The organism is uncultured Veillonella sp. (genome assembly GCF_963551295.1).
In the GTDB taxonomy this organism is placed as follows: domain Bacteria; phylum Bacillota; class Negativicutes; order Veillonellales; family Veillonellaceae; genus Veillonella.
The window spans coordinates 1-16,981 of sequence record NZ_CAUVFT010000039.1 but is presented as its reverse complement, the minus strand read 5'-3'; the positions used below and the strand labels follow the sequence as shown (position 1 = coordinate 16,981).

Annotated in this window: 7 protein-coding genes; 6 read left to right on the top strand and 1 reads right to left on the bottom strand. The window is 41.1% G+C overall.

The window, feature by feature from the left end; all coding sequences use genetic code 11:
- On the top strand, nt 1-720 hold a 720-nt coding region (locus tag RYO55_RS08975), incomplete at its 5' end, for a YadA-like family protein (protein ID WP_314985178.1).
- A 60-nt stretch (nt 721-780) separates the two neighbouring features.
- On the opposite strand, the gene RYO55_RS08970 is transcribed toward RYO55_RS08975, so the two are convergent.
- Nucleotides 781-1,227, bottom strand: coding sequence for a transposase (locus RYO55_RS08970; RefSeq protein ID WP_314985177.1), 447 nt, complete (start codon nt 1,225-1,227; stop codon nt 781-783).
- A 575-nt stretch (nt 1,228-1,802) separates the two neighbouring features.
- On the opposite strand from RYO55_RS08970, the gene RYO55_RS08965 reads away from it, so the two are divergent.
- The 5 genes from RYO55_RS08965 to RYO55_RS08945 all read left to right on the top strand — a co-directional run bounded on the left by RYO55_RS08965 (nt 1,803) and on the right by RYO55_RS08945 (nt 16,401).
- Nucleotides 1,803-7,448: an ESPR-type extended signal peptide-containing protein gene (locus tag RYO55_RS08965; protein WP_314985176.1), complete on the top strand. Its 5,646-nt coding sequence runs from the start codon at nt 1,803-1,805 to the stop codon at nt 7,446-7,448.
- Nucleotides 7,449-7,528: 80 nt separating this feature from the next.
- Entirely contained in the window at nt 7,529-8,182 is a 654-nt protein-coding gene (locus RYO55_RS08960) for a hypothetical protein (protein WP_314985175.1), read from the top strand.
- A gap of 252 nt (nt 8,183-8,434) precedes the next feature.
- On the top strand, nt 8,435-15,160 hold the full coding sequence (locus RYO55_RS08955) for an ESPR-type extended signal peptide-containing protein (protein ID WP_314985174.1): 6,726 nt from the start codon (nt 8,435-8,437) through the stop codon (nt 15,158-15,160).
- A 286-nt stretch (nt 15,161-15,446) separates the two neighbouring features.
- Nucleotides 15,447-15,587 carry a hypothetical protein gene (locus RYO55_RS08950; protein WP_314985172.1) on the top strand — a complete coding sequence of 47 codons (141 nt, stop codon included), beginning with the start codon at nt 15,447-15,449 and terminating at the stop codon, nt 15,585-15,587.
- A 166-nt stretch (nt 15,588-15,753) separates the two neighbouring features.
- Nucleotides 15,754-16,401 carry a hypothetical protein gene (locus RYO55_RS08945; protein WP_314985170.1) on the top strand — a complete coding sequence of 216 codons (648 nt, stop codon included), beginning with the start codon at nt 15,754-15,756 and terminating at the stop codon, nt 16,399-16,401.
- The last annotated feature ends 580 nt before the right edge of the window (nt 16,402-16,981 follow it).

The following is a 16,981-nucleotide window of genomic DNA, read 5'->3' as shown; positions in this document are numbered from 1 at the left end:
GCGTTTGCGGGTAGTACGCCAAATTCTATAGTATCCTTTGGCAATGAAAGTTTTACACGGCAACTTCAAAATGTCGGTGCTGGTAGAGTATCTGAAACATCTACAGATGCTATTAATGGATCTCAATTACATGATGTTGCACTTGAAGCACAAAAACATACTACCATTAAACCCGAAAACGATAATATTACAGTTACCGAAGGAACAAATGACAATGGTAGTAAAAATTATACTATAGGTTTAAATTCTAATTTGATTAATAAAATTAATAACTTAAGCAGTGATACTAGTAGTATACGTAATATTATTAATGCTAATCAAAAAGAAGCGCACAAAGGCATTGCAGGAAGTGCTGCACTTGCAGGTTTACATCCATTAGATTTTGATTCAGACCATAAATTAGATGTTATGGCCGGATATGGACATTATCATAATGCTAATGCTGTTGCTATTGGTGTTGCATATCGTCCGAATGAAGACTTAATGATTACTGTTGGTTCTACCGTTAATGGTGACGATGATACTGTTTATAATGCTGGTATCTCTTATAAATTGGGAGCTAAATCTACAGTATCCCGTTCTAGAATGGCAATGGCCCGTGATTTAGCTGATGCCAAACGTCAAATCGATGAACTACAAGCCGATAATGAAAAAATTAAATCTATTTTAAATTCTGTATTAGGACTTGATGATACTCAATTGTCTAAGTTGAATCATTAATTTGTGGAAATTTAAAAAGTTTTCTATTAAATATTGATTCTTAGTCAAATGTTGGGGTATTCACTCTACGAGTCTTCTTTGGCACCAATCATATTTATGGTTGGTGCCATTTCTTTTGCTCAACAGTAGAATACGTACTCTAAATCTACCAAAGTGGCGAAGTCCATAGCTTATCCGTTTTAATTCTTTAATTTTCTTGTTAGTTCCTTCTGTGTATCCATTAGAATATGGAAGTAAGAATACATTAGTTAATTGCGTCATCCATGCAGGAAATGATGTAAAGAATTTATTAAATTCATTTAAGCCAGATGCTTTTACTAATTCCAACCAATGCGTTAAATGTGCAGCTATTCTTTTAAACTCATCAATACCAATAACAGTAGGTAAGGTCTTGGACTTAGGTATAGTAATCATAGAGCAATAACGTAATATTGTAGTAATAGATGTATCACACTCGTTAGCAATAGCTGTATAGGTTACATTTTCAGTAAGTTTATCAAATAGCATTCTAATATTAGTGACACTTAGTTACATATGTTTTCGTACAATTCGTAGCTATTTGTAATATATTCTTGTTTTACATTATGTAAAAATTCAGTATAATCAGTAGTAGGCATATAAGCTCACATCCTTTCTTTAGGACTTTGACACTTTTATTGTAAAGTATGTGAGCCTTATATGCTTATTTTTTACAAAAAAATAATGTTGGAAGTGACACCGTAGTGGCGTCACCCCAACATTTATTATAGAACCAAAGTTGCTACCCTTTTTATTATATTTTTATAACTCTTTTTAGATATATTGTTTTTTGTTATAATTACAATTAGAAAGGTCTGCTTTGTTTTAAATTATTTTTCTTTATAACTATAATAAATCAAAGTAGTCTTATTTTTGTTTCCTGGCACTGCAAATACATTACATAATAATCAAGATTTAGCGATTTTTGAATTATTACTATAATTATGTGATAATGATTATTAAGATGAATACTTGCCTGTTTTTAAAAAGGTGTTTTTTACAGAGCGTATTTCAATATAGAGAGCGTAATTTTAGTGTAACAGGAGGAATTTAGGAGGAAAGTTATGAATCGGATTTATAAAGTCATTTGGAGTCGGGTGAAAAACTGTTATGTGGTTGTTTCGGAAATCGCTAACAACCGCGGCAAGATTAATGGAAGCGGTGGCACAGGTGTGCGCACTCTTTTATGTGCACTCGCATTAGTGGGGAGCGTAGCACTGCCACTAAACGTTGCTCAAGCGGTAAATCCTGCCGGAACGGGGGCAGGTGTAGCCTGGGGTGATGGAACCGATAGTGGAGCCGATCAGCACAATGTGGCGATTGGTGGTTATGCTAAGGCGCTTGGCACGGTTGCTTTGTCGTTAGGAGCACATAGTGAGTCTACAGGAGCATATTCTACCGCCGTAGGTGGCGGATCACATGCTACTGCTCAAAATGCGGCAGCAATTGGTCCTTGGTCTAAAGCGAGCGCAGAAAATGCGGTTGCTGTTGGTGCAAATGCTGAGTCTAGTGGAGAATATGCTGCTGCTATCGGTGGCGGCGCCAAGGCGAAAAATGAACATGCCATTGCTGTTGGTAGCCTCTCTGAGGCTACGGGAAAAGCCTCCTTGGCGGTGGGGAATAACTCAAAAGCTTTGAATAATTATGCTTATGCAATCGGTGGAAGCTCAAAGGCGACAGGTCAGTGGTCTATCGCTATGGGTACGAATGCGACGGCTCAGGAAGATGCCAGTGTAGCGATTGGTACTTGGGCAGAGGCGACAAAGGGGCAAGCCATGGCTATCGGCTATCAAGCTAGATCAAGAGCTATAGGGGCAACGTCTCTCGGTAGACTTTCTTTGGTTAATGCAGTAGATGGTACTGCGATAGGGTCTTCAACCTCCGTTACGGGCCTAAATGGTACGGCGATAGGTAACAAGGCTAATGTATCAGTAAAGAATGGCGTAGCTATCGGTAATGAAGCAAACGTGGCGAATGAAAATGCCGTGGCTATCGGTGCCGGATCTGAAACTGCAGCAGCGGTTGGTACAGCATCTGAAATGATCAATGGCGAAGTACATAATTTTGCAGGCGTTAACCCTGGTTCTACGGTAAGTGTAGGTAAGGCAGGTGCGGAACGTACTATTACCAATGTTGCAGCAGGTCGTCTTTCCGCTACATCTACCGATGCTGTTAACGGCAGCCAACTATATGCGGTAAATACGGAAGTAAATAAAGGCGTAGTTTATGCAGGTGATGTAAAGGCTGCAGGAGCTAATGATAATAAATTTACTCAAAGATTAGGTGCGCAAACTAATGTCGTTGGTGGCGTGGCTGATGTATCTAAATTGAGTGATAACAATATCGGTGTAGTATCCAATGGATCTAATACACTAAATGTTAAATTGGCTAAAGAACTACAAGGCTTGACTAGTGTAACGACCGGCAATACCGTAATGAACACTGATGGTGTGACTATCACCGGAGGTCCGAAAATCGTAAAAGATGGTATTGATGCGGGCAACAAACAAATCACAAACGTTGCCAGCGGCGGAGATGTAATTACAAACGGCGCTAATATCGGCGATATCAACCGCATCGTTACTGCAAAAGACAAATACGTAACCGGCGGTACTGCAACGTACCAAGCTAATGGTGACGGCACTGCAAATCTAACCGGTACAAACGGTTTGACCGCTAATGTGACAGGTCTTAAAAATAACTTTGTTACAAGCGGCAGCGTATCCAATGACGGTAAAACGTTGACATTGGAACGTAATGATACAGGTAAAGTTAATGTCGATTTGAGTAATGTATTTACCGAAGTGGCAAAAGGTGACTATCGTTTGGTAGCAAACCCTGAGCCAAATAGCCAAGGTAAATATAAAGCTGACAGCGACGGCAATATGGTATTGACTGTAGCTAATGATAAAGGCGATAAGAAACAAGTTACATTGACAGATATCGCATCCAAAGCGCAACAAGATACCAATACAACAAATATCACAAATATTAACAATACCATTGCGAAAGGTTTGAACTTCGCTGGTGATACCGGTGCAGACATCAACAAGCAATTGGGCGAGAAGTTATCCATCAAGGGCGGTGCTTCTGCGGACTTGACAGACAACAATATCGGTGTAATATCTGATGGTGCTCAACTAAATGTTAAGCTTAAAAAAGATGTTAACCTAGGTCCTAACGGTAGCTTGACTATTAACGGAAAAACTTATGTCAATAAAGACGGTTTGAATGCGGGTGGTCAAAAAATTACTAACGTAGCACCTGGTACTGCTGGAACGGATGCTGTCAATGTGGATCAATTAAATGCTGCTATTGGCGGTACATCCAAAGCGACAACCGTAAAAGCTAAGGATGCTAACGTAACCGTTACAGAAGGCGTTAACGCTGCTGGTGGTAAAGAATATACAGTTGGATTAGGTGATAAGGTTACTCTTGGTTCAGATGCTGATAAGAAAGTTGTTGTAGATGGCACTACCGGTATGATTACGGCCGGAGATAAGGTGACTATTAACGGTACAACAGGCGATATTAAGGCCGGAACAGTTAAAATAACCGGCGCAGGTACGGTAAACGAATTGACTAACCGTACATGGGATATCGATAATCCTACAGTTGTACATGGTCAAGCGGCAACAGAAGACCAATTGAAACATGTTAGTGACGGTGTAAAAAATAACAAAACCGATATTACAAACATCAATAACACCATTGCAAAAGGCTTAAACTTCAAGGGCGACGATGCAACTGTTATCAATAAACAATTAGGCGAACAGTTAGACATCAAAGGTGGTGCTGATGCAAATAAATTATCTGATGACAATATCGGTGTAGTATCTGCAAATGGTGCACTTAATGTTAAATTGTCAAAAGAATTGAAAAATTTGACTAGCGTAACTACTGGTAATACTGTTATGAACACGGATGGCTTGACTATCACTGGCGGTCCTAAGATTGTCAAGGACGGCATCGATGCAGGCAGTAAGAAGATTACTAATGTAGCAGCCGGTACTGATAACACGGATGCAGTTAACTTTGGTCAATTGAAAGACGCTGTTGCAGCAGGTAAAACTATCCTTAAAGACGGTAAAAATACAACCGTTGAAGGCGATGGCTCCGCTAATAATCCATACAAAGTTAACGTAAATGACGATCTAGTGCTTGGTAAGAAGGGTGCTGACGGCAAAGACGGCTCCATCGGAGTTAACGGTAAAGACGGTTCTGCTGTTGTTATTAATGGTAAAGACGGCTCTATCGGCTTGAATGGTAAAGATGGTGCTAACGGCATCTCCATTAAAGGTGGCGACGGTAAACCTGGCGTTGACGGTACAAACATCACTCGTCTCGTTATCGAAGAAAAGAATGGCGAGAAACATGATGTTGCTACTCTAGATGACGGTATGATGTACGGTGGCGATACAGGCGCTGTTATCAAGAAGAAACTTAACGGACAAGTTAATGTAGTCGGTGGTATTACTGATGTAAACAAATTGACTACTGATGACAATATCGGCGTTGTATCCGATGGTGCTAACAACTTGAAAGCTCGTCTTGCTAAGGACTTGAAAGGTTTGAACAGCGTAACTACCGGTAATACTGTTATGAACACTGATGGCTTGACTATCAATGGCGGTCCTAAGATTGTTAAGGACGGCATCGATGCAGGCGGGAAGAAGATTACTAATGTAGCAGCCGGTACTGATAACACGGATGCAGTTAACTTTGGTCAATTGAAAGACGCTGTTGCAGCAGGTAAAACTATCCTTAAAGACGGTAAAAATACAACCGTTGAAGGCGATGGCTCCGCTAATAATCCATACAAAGTTAACGTAAATGACGATCTAGTGCTTGGTAAGAAGGGTGCTGACGGCAAAGACGGCTCCATCGGAGTTAACGGTAAAGACGGTTCTGCTGTTGTTATTAATGGTAAAGACGGCTCTATCGGCTTGAATGGTAAAGATGGTGCTAACGGCATCTCCATTAAAGGTGGCGACGGTAAACCTGGCGTTGACGGTACAAACATCACTCGTCTCGTTATCGAAGAAAAGAATGGCGACAAACATGATGTTGCAACATTGGATGACGGCATGAAATATGGCGGTGATACAGGCGCTGTTATCAAGAAGAAACTTAATGAACAAGTTAATGTAGTCGGTGGCATTACTGATGTAAATAAATTGACTACTGATGACAATATCGGTGTTGTATCCGATGGTGCTAACAACTTGAAAGTTCGTCTTGCTAAGGACTTGAAAGGTTTGAACAGTGTAACTACTGGCGATACCGTTATGAACAGTGATGGCTTGACTATCAATGGCGGTCCTAAGATTGTTAAGGACGGTATTGATGCCGGCGGTAAGAAGATTACTAATGTTGCTGAAGGTACCAATGGAACAGATGCAGTAAATGTTAACCAATTGAGTAAAGCGGTAGCTGGTGCTACAACAAAACTAGAAAATGGCAAAAATACAACAGTGACCTCCACAACTAATAATGATGGATCTAAGACATATAAAGTAAATCTCAATGATGATATTACTCTTGGAACAGATCCTGATAAGCAAATCTCCATTAAAGGTTCTGAAGGCACAATCCAAGCAGGTAAAGTAACTATTAACGGTACAGGCGGTACAGTGAATAACTTGACTAATAAGACTTGGGATCCTGATAACATCACTAGTGGACAAGCAGCAACCGAAGACCAATTGAAATTGGTTTCCAACGAAGTTGGTAAACATTCTTCTGTATCGGAAGGTAGCAATATTAGCGTAACTAAAGGAACAAATGCAAATGGTGGTGTAGACTACAAAGTATCTGTAATCGATACACCGACATTTAAATCGGTAACAACTGGTAACACGGTGATGAACAATAGTGGCTTGACAATTAAGAACGGTCCTAGCATCACAGAAACCGGTATCGATGCAGGTAATAAGAAGATTACTAATGTTGCAGCAGGTACGGCTGATACGGATGCCGTTAACGTTAGCCAATTGAAACAAATTGGCGGCAATATCAAGAACATTGATAGCCGTGTGAACAGAGTTGGCGCAGGTGCAGCGGCATTGGCAGCACTTCATCCTCTAGACTTCGATCCTGATGATAAATTGGATATCGCTGCAGGCTATGGTAATTATAAAGACGCTCATGCAGTTTCAATCGGTGCATTCTACCGTCCAAACGAAGATACTCTATTTAGTGTAGGCGGTTCCTTCGGTGGTGGCGAAAACATGTTGAACGCCGGCGTTAGCTTGAAACTTGGTCAAGGCAATCACGTATCTACTTCCAGAGTAGCTATGGCGAAAGAACTTAAGGATCTTCGTGCGGAACTTGAAAATATGAAGGGCGCACTCATGAAAGTATCCGAAGGTAAACAGCTTAACTCCTTGGATTTGGATAAGATGCAACTCTTCCCAGATGTGCCTGAAAACCACTGGGCATATGACTATGTGGCAACATTGGCAGGTAATGGCATCATCGTTGGCTACCCAGACGGTAAGTTTGGCGGAGACCGCATGATGACTCGTTATGAAATGGCTGCTTTGATTTACAGAGCTATTCAAAACGGTGCTGTTGCCGATGAACAAATGGCTAGAGCTCTTAAAGAATTCCAACCAGAACTTGAACGTATCAGAGTGGATACTATTTCTAAACATAAAGATGGTACTCCTGATATTCAACGTGTTCGCGTTATCAAAGGTCGCGGTTAATTGAAGCGAAAGGCTTTCATATGAAAAAATTGTGTTTTCTTGTGATTGGAATATTATCAATACTATTGCTGTCGGGGCCTATGGCCTCGGCGGCAGATGGTATTACCGTAAGAGGTCAGTTTGAAGGGGCCTATGCGGAAAATGTATATCGTTTTGTCACTCCTGAGGGACAAGAAATTCCTGCCATGATTGAAAATGGAGGCAAGATAATGAGTTACACGCCTTTTCAGGCATCAGGTTATATAGCCCATAATCAGGCTCAACAACCTATACTGATTATCCAAAAAGTGGCTTATGAAGATCGCCTTCCAAATCAACCCATGGTGAGCTACAGAAAAGATGTTGAAGATTCTTCTTCAAAGATAATGACACGGAAACCATCTAAGGTTGAGATAACTCGTGATGCAGGCTATTTTCAAGGCCCTGTAAAGAGCGATCTTAACAATTGGTATCAAGTCAATCCCGGCGCTTTACGCATAGATCAGCTAGATGGTTATCAAGTTGTGTGGAATTTATCCGGGATTCCGATGGGAACTAAAATTTGTACCGTTGGTAGACTTATATCCTCTGCGGAAGGTGGACTCATGAATTTCCGTACCGCTCAAGGGACTACTATTCTTGTAGATCTCAATGGTGCAGTTGTTCCTATGGGACAACGGGTAACCATTTTGGGAATCATCTCCTCTCCGTCGGTATTGATGGTTCAGTTCGTACACAGCATTGGCAGCGAATAAGATAAAGAATCTTTTTAATATTAGAACCAAAATAAACTTTTCTCCGAAAAGATTGTTTATCAATATGATGCCTTGTAATGGGGCTGACGGTTAATGACTGGACGTCAACATATCATTTACAATCTATAATTTTATAAAATCTTAAAAAACTTTGAGTTATGTCTCCTTGAATGTATAATAGTAGTATTGAGGAGACATAGCTCATTTTGTTTTTTTAGGGCGTGTGTTTTTCAATCCAAAGGGAGGATAATTATGAATCACATTTATAAAGTAATTTGGAGTCGAGTGAAGCATTGCTATGTAGTGGTTTCCGAAATCGCTACTAATGGTGGAAAAAGCAGAACCGTTTTTGAAAAGAAAAATGCATCATTCGGTGCACTTTTATGCGCTTTTGCCTTGGCAGGATGTTTAATGCCGGGTGTGGCAGAAGCATCATTTAATGCGGGAACTGGGTCTTCTGTATTTCATAAAAACAGTATCGCAGTAGGGGATACTGCTACGACTACAAAAGAATATACGGTGGCCCTCGGTAGTAGAACACAGGCAACTGATATATATGCTATCGCTATCGGTGACCAAGCAAACGCTACAGGTCAAGGGGCGACGGCTATAGGTTCTTTATCTCTATCTACGGCACTACATTCTCTTGCTGTTGGTGATCAAGCTCATGCTACGGGTCAAGACAGTTCGGCATATGGTCTTAAATCTCAAGCTACCGGATTGGCCAGTGTAGCAGTGGGAGCCGATGCTAAGGCAAAGAGTCAAAATGCAATCGCCATGGGTAACACATCTACTGTAACAGGATTAAATGCTATAGGGATTGGTTCCTTAGCAAATGCGGAAGGTACTCAAACGGTCGTAGTAGGACGTCAGGCCCATTCCGATGCAAATTCTGAAAACAGTGTTGCTATAGGTCAAGGCGCTCATGCAGGGGGACAAAAAAGAGCAAACGATTCTTATTCTGCAAGTACTATTGCCATTGGTAATGTAGCACATGCAATGGAAAATGGCGATATTACTATTGGTCGTCAAGCTACAAGCTCGGTATCCAAATATCATAATCAAGAAGGATCTGGTGCAGTTGTCATGGGGGCGGAAGCTCATTCTTACGGCTCTCGTGGTGATGTGGTTATTGGTTCCGGAGCGGAAGCCAGCATCATTAGAAAGGGCGTTACCAATCCTGATGATAATCCTGAATACTCTCAAGGCACGGCTATCGGTAGTATGGCAAAGGTGTATGGCACTCAATCTATAGGTATCGGGGGAGATGTAAGAGCTATTGGTCATTCCTCTATTGCCATCGGTGGGGATGATATTGAAACGGCAAAGCCTGATTTGAATACAGTAGTGCCTGATATGGCGGTTGCTGGTACACAAAAAAACTTTAATCGTGAACTAGCCGCTCTATACCCTGGAACTACATTGGGATCTGGTGCACTTAATGATAGTAAAAAGTATGTAAATACCGCTTCTATCGGTCATGGCAGTATGGCTATCGGTATGATGACGCAGTCTCTTGGTACGGGTTCCACGGCAATCGGTGTTAACTCATTGACAAAAGGCGTTGCCAGTACAGGTATCGGTGTCATGGCACGAAGCTGGGGTAAAAATTCTCTTGCCGTAGGTAGCCAGGTAGGTGCGTATGGTGACAAAGCCATATCCATTGGTGATACGAATACAGTTGGTTTCGATATGACCGATGGCGCTACATCCGGTACTAAATCTGCTGCTCTCGGTGTAGAAAATAAAGTGTATGGAAGCAATTCCTATGCTATTGGTGATGGTAATACGATTGGTTCCGCGACTATTACGGAAACCACAGAAACTAATGGCGATAAGATTAAAAAGGTTACTGCCGGTACGGTTAAAGGTAATACGGCAGGCGCTTTCGGTAATAAGAATACCATCACAACGGATAATGCGTATGCGGTAGGTAATAATTCCACAGCTTCTGCTGATGGGGCCATGATTGTAGGGAGCAGTGCATCCGTAACAGGAAAGAATGGTGTGGCTCTCGGTAACAATACAAAGGTAGCGAATGAAAATGCTGTAGCTATCGGCAATGGTTCTGAAACAGCGGCAGCAGTGGCGACACAATCCGCAACGATTAATGGGGTAGCTCATAATTTTGCTGGCGTAAATCCGACTTCCACCGTGAGTGTAGGCAAGGCGGGTGTAGAACGGACCATCACTAATGTGGCGGCAGGCCGTATTTCTGCTACATCGACCGATGCTATCAATGGTAGCCAATTATATGCGGTGACTACGGAAGTAGATAAGGGCGTAGTTTATGCAGGTGATGTAAAAGCTGCTGCGGCTCCGGATAATAAGTTTACCCAAAAATTAGGTTCTCAAACTAATATTGTCGGAGGCGTGACCGATGAGTCTAAATTGAGTGATAACAATATCGGTGTGGTATCTAACGGCACAGATACGTTGAATGTCAAATTGGCTAAAGATCTAAATGTAGAGAGTGTAACAACAGGTACTACGGTAATCAATAATAATGGATTGACTGTTGGTGGAAAGAGCTTTATTACTCCGAACGGTATCAATGCCAATAATGCGCCTATTACGAATGTTGCCGACGGCAACGTAGCCCCTAACTCCAAAGATGCAGTTAATGGTGGTCAATTGAACGAAGTAAAAGAATTAGCCGGCAAACATACCATTGTGAAGGTAGATGGACAAGAAAACAGAACTGACGGAAACTTGCTCATCGCTAAGACTGACAATAATGGTCAAGCTACTTATGATTTGAAGTTAAATGATAATCTAGCAATCGGTAAGGAAGGTCCAACAGGTAAAGATGGTTCCATCGGAGTCAAGGGTAAAGATGGTTCTGCTGTTGCTATCAACGGTAAAGACGGTTCCATCGATCTTAATGGTGCAAATGGTGCAAACGGTCTTACTATGAAGAGCGGTGACGCGAAACCGGCTGTAGATGGTACCGGTATTACTCGTCTCGTTCTTGAAGAAAACGGAGTGAAACATGACGTAGCAACCTTGGATGATGGTTTGCAATTCACAGGTAACAATGAAAACACCGTTAATAAACACAAATTAAATACCTTGGTAAAGGTACAAGGTGAAGGTGTGACACAGGCGGATTCTGATAATTTTGCAAGTGCGTCCGGCAATATTAACGTAAAGGCGAACGGTACAGACAAATTAGAGCTTCAATTGGCAAAAGATCTTAAGAATCTCGGCTCCGTAACTGCAGCTAAGACTGTGAAAGCCGGCGATGCTGTTATGGGCGGCCAAACAGTGACTAATGCAGGCGGAGATAATGAAACCGGCAATTATGTAACAGGTTTAGATAATAAGACTTGGAATCCGGATAAAATTGTATCCGGTCGTGCTGCCACAGAAGATCAAGTGAAAGATGCTATAGCGGCTCAAACGGCTACGGGCCTTAAGTTTGATGCCAATGTGGGCGGTGTGAAAACTAATAAATTAGGCTCCACTGTGCTTGTGAAAGGTGAAGGCACTGCAGCCGATAACGATTACAGCGGTGAAAATATCAAGACTTTCATCACCCAAGATAATGATGGTAATACTACTATTAACGTGAAGATGAATAGAAGTCTCCTAGCTGATTCCATTAAGGTCAATAAAAAAGGTAAAGATGCCAAAGATGGCGTTACCCTTACAGGCCCTGACGGAGCAAACGGTACAGACGGTAAGGTAGGTATTTCCGGTAAAGACGGTAACGATGCGGTATCTATGTCCGGTAAGGATGGTGTCGGTCACATCGGCTTGGCAGGCCCTGCCGGGACGAACGGTGTAAACGGCTCAAACGGTATCGATATGTCTGTGAAGAACGGCTATGATGATCCTGCTAAAGGTGTGAAAGGTGAAAAAGGGGTAGACGGCGTTAATGCTATTACTCGCATCGTATATCAAGATGCAAATGGTGAGCACCAAGTAGCAACCTTGGATGATGGTTTGCAATTCACAGGTAACAATGAAAACACCGTTAATAAACACAAATTAAATACCTTGGTAAAGGTACAAGGTGAAGGTGTGACACAGGCGGATTCTGATAATTTTGCAAGTGCGTCCGGCAATATTAACGTAAAGGCGAACGGTACAGACAAATTAGAGCTTCAATTGGCAAAAGATCTTAAGAATCTCGGCTCCGTAACTGCAGCTAAGACTGTGAAAGCCGGCGATGCTGTTATGGGCGGCCAAACAGTGACTAATGCAGGCGGAGATAATGAAACCGGCAATTATGTAACAGGTTTAGATAATAAGACTTGGAATCCGGATAAAATTGTATCCGGTCGTGCTGCCACAGAAGATCAAGTGAAAGATGCTATAGCGGCTCAAACGGCTACGGGCCTTAAGTTTGATGCCAATGTGGGCGGTGTGAAAACTAATAAATTAGGCTCCACTGTGCTTGTGAAAGGTGAAGGCACTGCAGCCGATAACGATTACAGCGGTGAAAATATCAAGACTTTCATCACCCAAGATAATGATGGTAATACTACTATTAACGTGAAGATGAATAGAAGTCTCCTAGCTGATTCCATTAAGGTCAATAAAAAAGGTAAAGATGCCAAAGATGGCGTTACCCTTACAGGCCCTGACGGAGCAAACGGTACAGACGGTAAGGTAGGTATTTCCGGTAAAGACGGTAACGATGCGGTATCTATGTCCGGTAAAGACGGTATCGGTCACATCGGCTTGAATGGCAAGGATGGCCGTAATGCTGATATGATAGTCGATAAAGGCACTCCTGATCTTGACGGTAATGAAATCACTCGTATTAAATACACCGATGAAAATGGTACCCCTCATGAAGTGGCAACCAAAGATGATGGTATGATGTACGGTGGTGATTCCGGTACTGTTATCAAGAAGAAACTTAACTCGCAAGTCAATGTTAAGGGCGGTATCACTGATGAAAATCTATTGACCGATGAAGATAATATCGGTGTTGTTTCTGATGGTAACGATACATTGAAATTACGCTTGGCGAAAGATTTGCAAGGTTTGAAATCTGCAACTTTCAAAAATGGTAATGTTAATACTGTTATCAACGGTGACGGTATGACCATTACTGAAACAACTCCGGCTGGTAACAATTCGGTGAGCCTCACTAAAGATGGTCTCAATAACTGCGGTAAAAAAATTACCAATGTAGCTGAGGGTACTGATCCTAATGCTGCAGTCAATGTTAATCAGTTGAAAAAAGCGACTGATGCAGCGACTACTACAGTAACTGCCGGCAACAATATCACTGTTACACCAACTACTAATCCTAATGGTTCCACGAATTATGAAGTTGGTCTTAAAGATCAAGTGACATTGGGTTCAGATCCTACGAAACAAATCGCGTTTGATGGTACTACAGGTACGATCAAGGCCGGTGATAAGGTTACAATCGAAGGCAACAAAGGTAATATTACTGCAGGTAAAGTGGCAATCGATGGTGAAAATGGTATTATCAAGGCCGGAGATAAGGTAACAATTGACGGTAAAGACGGTAAGATTGATGCAGGTAAAATCGCTGTGAACGGTAAAGACGGCTATGTTACCGGATTGGAAAATAAAACATTTGATCCTGCGAATATCGTTAGCGGTCGAGCTGCCACAGAAGATCAATTAAAAGCATCTCATGACTCTTTAGATCAAAAGATTACCAATATGGGTGATGAAATCACCAAGAAAGGCATGGATTTTGCAGGTAATACAGGCGAGTTCCACCGTGATTTAGGTCAAAAGGTTACTATTAAAGGTGAAGGTACGGAAGCGGATGATAAATATTCCGGTGAAAATATCAAAACGATAGCCGATAACGATGGTAATATCACTATCAAGATGGCGAAAGACATCAAGGCTGACAGCGTAACTGCGAATACGGTTAATGGCGGCACAGTGAATGCTGATAAGGTAAAAGTCGGCAAATCCGGTCCTGATGGTGTAACCATTACCGGTCCTAACGGTGCTGACGGTACAGATGGCAAGGTAGGTGTTTCCGGTAAAGATGGCAAGGATGCGGTTTCCATGTCCGGTAAGGACGGTGTCGGTCATATCGGCTTAACAGGCAAAGACGGTCGCAATGCGGATATCACTGCTGAAAAAGGCGATGAAGATCTTGAAGGCAATGAAATCACTCGTATTAAATACATGGATGAAAATGGGACACCTCATCAAGTGGCAACCAAAGATGACGGTATGAAATACGGTGGAGATACCGGTGCTGTTATTAAGAAAAAACTTAACGAACAAGTCAATGTTGTGGGTGGTATCTCTGATGTTAGTAAATTGTCCTCTGAAGATAACTTAGGTGTGGTATCCGATGGTACCGGTAACCTTAAGATTCGCATGGCGAAAGACCTGAAAGGCCTTGAATCCGTAACAACTAAGGATGCTGCAGGTAATACGACTGTTGTAAACGGTGGCGGGATGACGATTACACCTTCTACAGGAAATTCCGTAAGTCTTACTAAAGACGGATTGAATAACGGCGGTAATAGAATTACCAATATAGGTCCTGGTGTAAACGGTACAGATGCTGTTAATATGAATCAATTGAATGGTTTAATGAGCGATATGGAAGGTCAGATTGCAGACTCCGGTGCGGCTAGTGCGGCTATTTCCGGTCTTAAACCGTTACAATACGATCCATTAGAACCTACTCAAGTAATGGTTGCGTTAGGTCACTACAAAGGTAGTACCGCTGCTGCTTTAGGTGTGGCTCATTACACTAATGAATCCACATTGTTCCACATGGGTGTATCCCTTGGCGGTCATGACAATATGTTCAATGCGGGCGTATCTTATAAATTCGGCACATCCGATGCGAAGAAAGCCGTTCCGGAACGTTATAAAGGCGGTCCAATCAGCTCTGCTTATGTAATGCAAGATGAAGTGACAGCTTTGAAAGCGAAGTATGAAAAAGTACAACGCGATAATGAAGAAATGAAAGCACAAATTGCATTCTTGATGCAACAATTGGGCAACAAATAATATGATAAATATATTGATGTAATATGATATGAAATCACATATTCGTATTGTAGTGCCATAAAAGGCGCCAAAAGCATTTTGCTTTTGGCGCCTTTTAGTATTTTATGAATTTACTCTTGCTTTTATTGAGGGTATTCGTACATATTATCTATCGAGTATATGTTGCATATATGTAAGGATAATCCATTATCGATTTAATATAAACGAATGAAATTAGATATAAACGAATGGGAGTAGAAAGAAAAAATTTTTAGTTGGTTTTATGCAAAAAAATGGTGCATTTGGAATGAATATAAATAAAATGAATGGTAACATCACTATCAAGATGGCGAAAGACTTAAAAGGACTTGAATCTGTAACGACTAAGGATGCTGCGGGCAATACCACCGTTATGAACGGGGTGGGCCTATTAGCTCCATGTATGTAATGCAAGATGAATTGGCGCAATTGAAAGCTGAGAATGCACTCATGAAACAAACAGGACTTACTAAATAATTTGTACTTGGAAGTATTTGATTTTTGTTATATTCTATTTATGTAAGGAATATAAAGTCCGCTCATTTGGCGGATGATTATGAAAAGGATTAGGGTTTATGAAATTAAAGAGATTTATGCCTATTTTAGCGCTTGCCTGTGTATGTGTTGCAGGTCAAGCTGATGCAGCTCGCGATACATTGATGATGCGTGAACAAGCACCGTTACCTTTAACTAACATCGAACAGGAAGTAGTTCTTCCTGTTCCTAGTGAAGAAGTGCGTGACGTAGTAAGGGAATTTACACATTTTCAATTGAATCAAGCAGGTAAACTTATCAAGGATGATACCAATGTTGTGTCCGGGCAAGAACGTTATAGTAACAATGCGCTTTATTATATGAATGTCCGCCGCAGCTGGTACATCGTAAGTCATCGCTATAAAGAAGATAGCTATGCACGCGTGGCTTTGGATCGTTTGTATAATGACTATAAAAAGTTCTTTGAATCACATACTACGGTATCTGAAGCGGGTAGAATGGAGTATGCTCAAGAAATCATCGATATCTTGGATCGTAATACTGCCGAAATTAAAAATGATGAATTGCGCTTTTACATGAATGAAATGGTTATTTTCAGCTTGAAACAATCCATGAAAGATGGGAATAATCGTGTGAAAGCCGTTCAACAAACAAATGAACCGGCTGCTGATGGGTATCGTGTAGTTGATCTTCGCAAAGCTATCAACACAGAGGAAGCTTTTGGCTAATATGGTTGAAAGGTTGCTTGAATAGCAAGTCATATAATAGCTTGTGTAGTAATTCGTATAGTAACTGAACTATATTCATAAGTTTTAATTAAGTGCTAAGGGATATCATTTTGGTATCGCTTTAGCACTTTTTGTTTAATTGTTAGATTAAATGGTAAATACTCATATAAGTACAATATATGGTATATAAAAAAATATTGCATACACCATACGGATATGATGAAAAAAGTTGCAAAAAATAGCAAATAAAGGCTTGCGTCGTTCTATCGTTTGTACTATAATAACTATACAGTCGTTGAGGCGACTGTTTCTTAATGAGGAAATACTAGATGATATCTAGATTCTTTGTTAGTTGTTTTAGAATTTTTATGTAAATCCCTTATATAGAGGTATTACAAAATTCTAAAAAAGATTATAAAAAGTGCTTGACACTGAATGGTTAACATGTTATTATAATCTAGTGGCCAGTTGGTGAAACACTTCAAACGAAAGTGCTTCGGAGCTAGACAATATCTGGTCTAACTGGTACAGATCTTTGAAAACTGAACAATGATAGGTAATCAATCATATGATTGAACAT

Coding starts and splice junctions, on each gene's coding strand:
- RYO55_RS08970 (WP_314985177.1), bottom strand. CDS start 1,227: ATGCTATTTGATAAACTTACTGAAAATGTAACCTATACAGCTATTGCT.
- RYO55_RS08965 (WP_314985176.1), top strand. CDS start 1,803: ATGAATCGGATTTATAAAGTCATTTGGAGTCGGGTGAAAAACTGTTAT.
- RYO55_RS08960 (WP_314985175.1), top strand. CDS start 7,529: ATGGCCTCGGCGGCAGATGGTATTACCGTAAGAGGTCAGTTTGAAGGG.
- RYO55_RS08955 (WP_314985174.1), top strand. CDS start 8,435: ATGAATCACATTTATAAAGTAATTTGGAGTCGAGTGAAGCATTGCTAT.
- RYO55_RS08950 (WP_314985172.1), top strand. CDS start 15,447: ATGAATATAAATAAAATGAATGGTAACATCACTATCAAGATGGCGAAA.
- RYO55_RS08945 (WP_314985170.1), top strand. CDS start 15,754: ATGAAATTAAAGAGATTTATGCCTATTTTAGCGCTTGCCTGTGTATGT.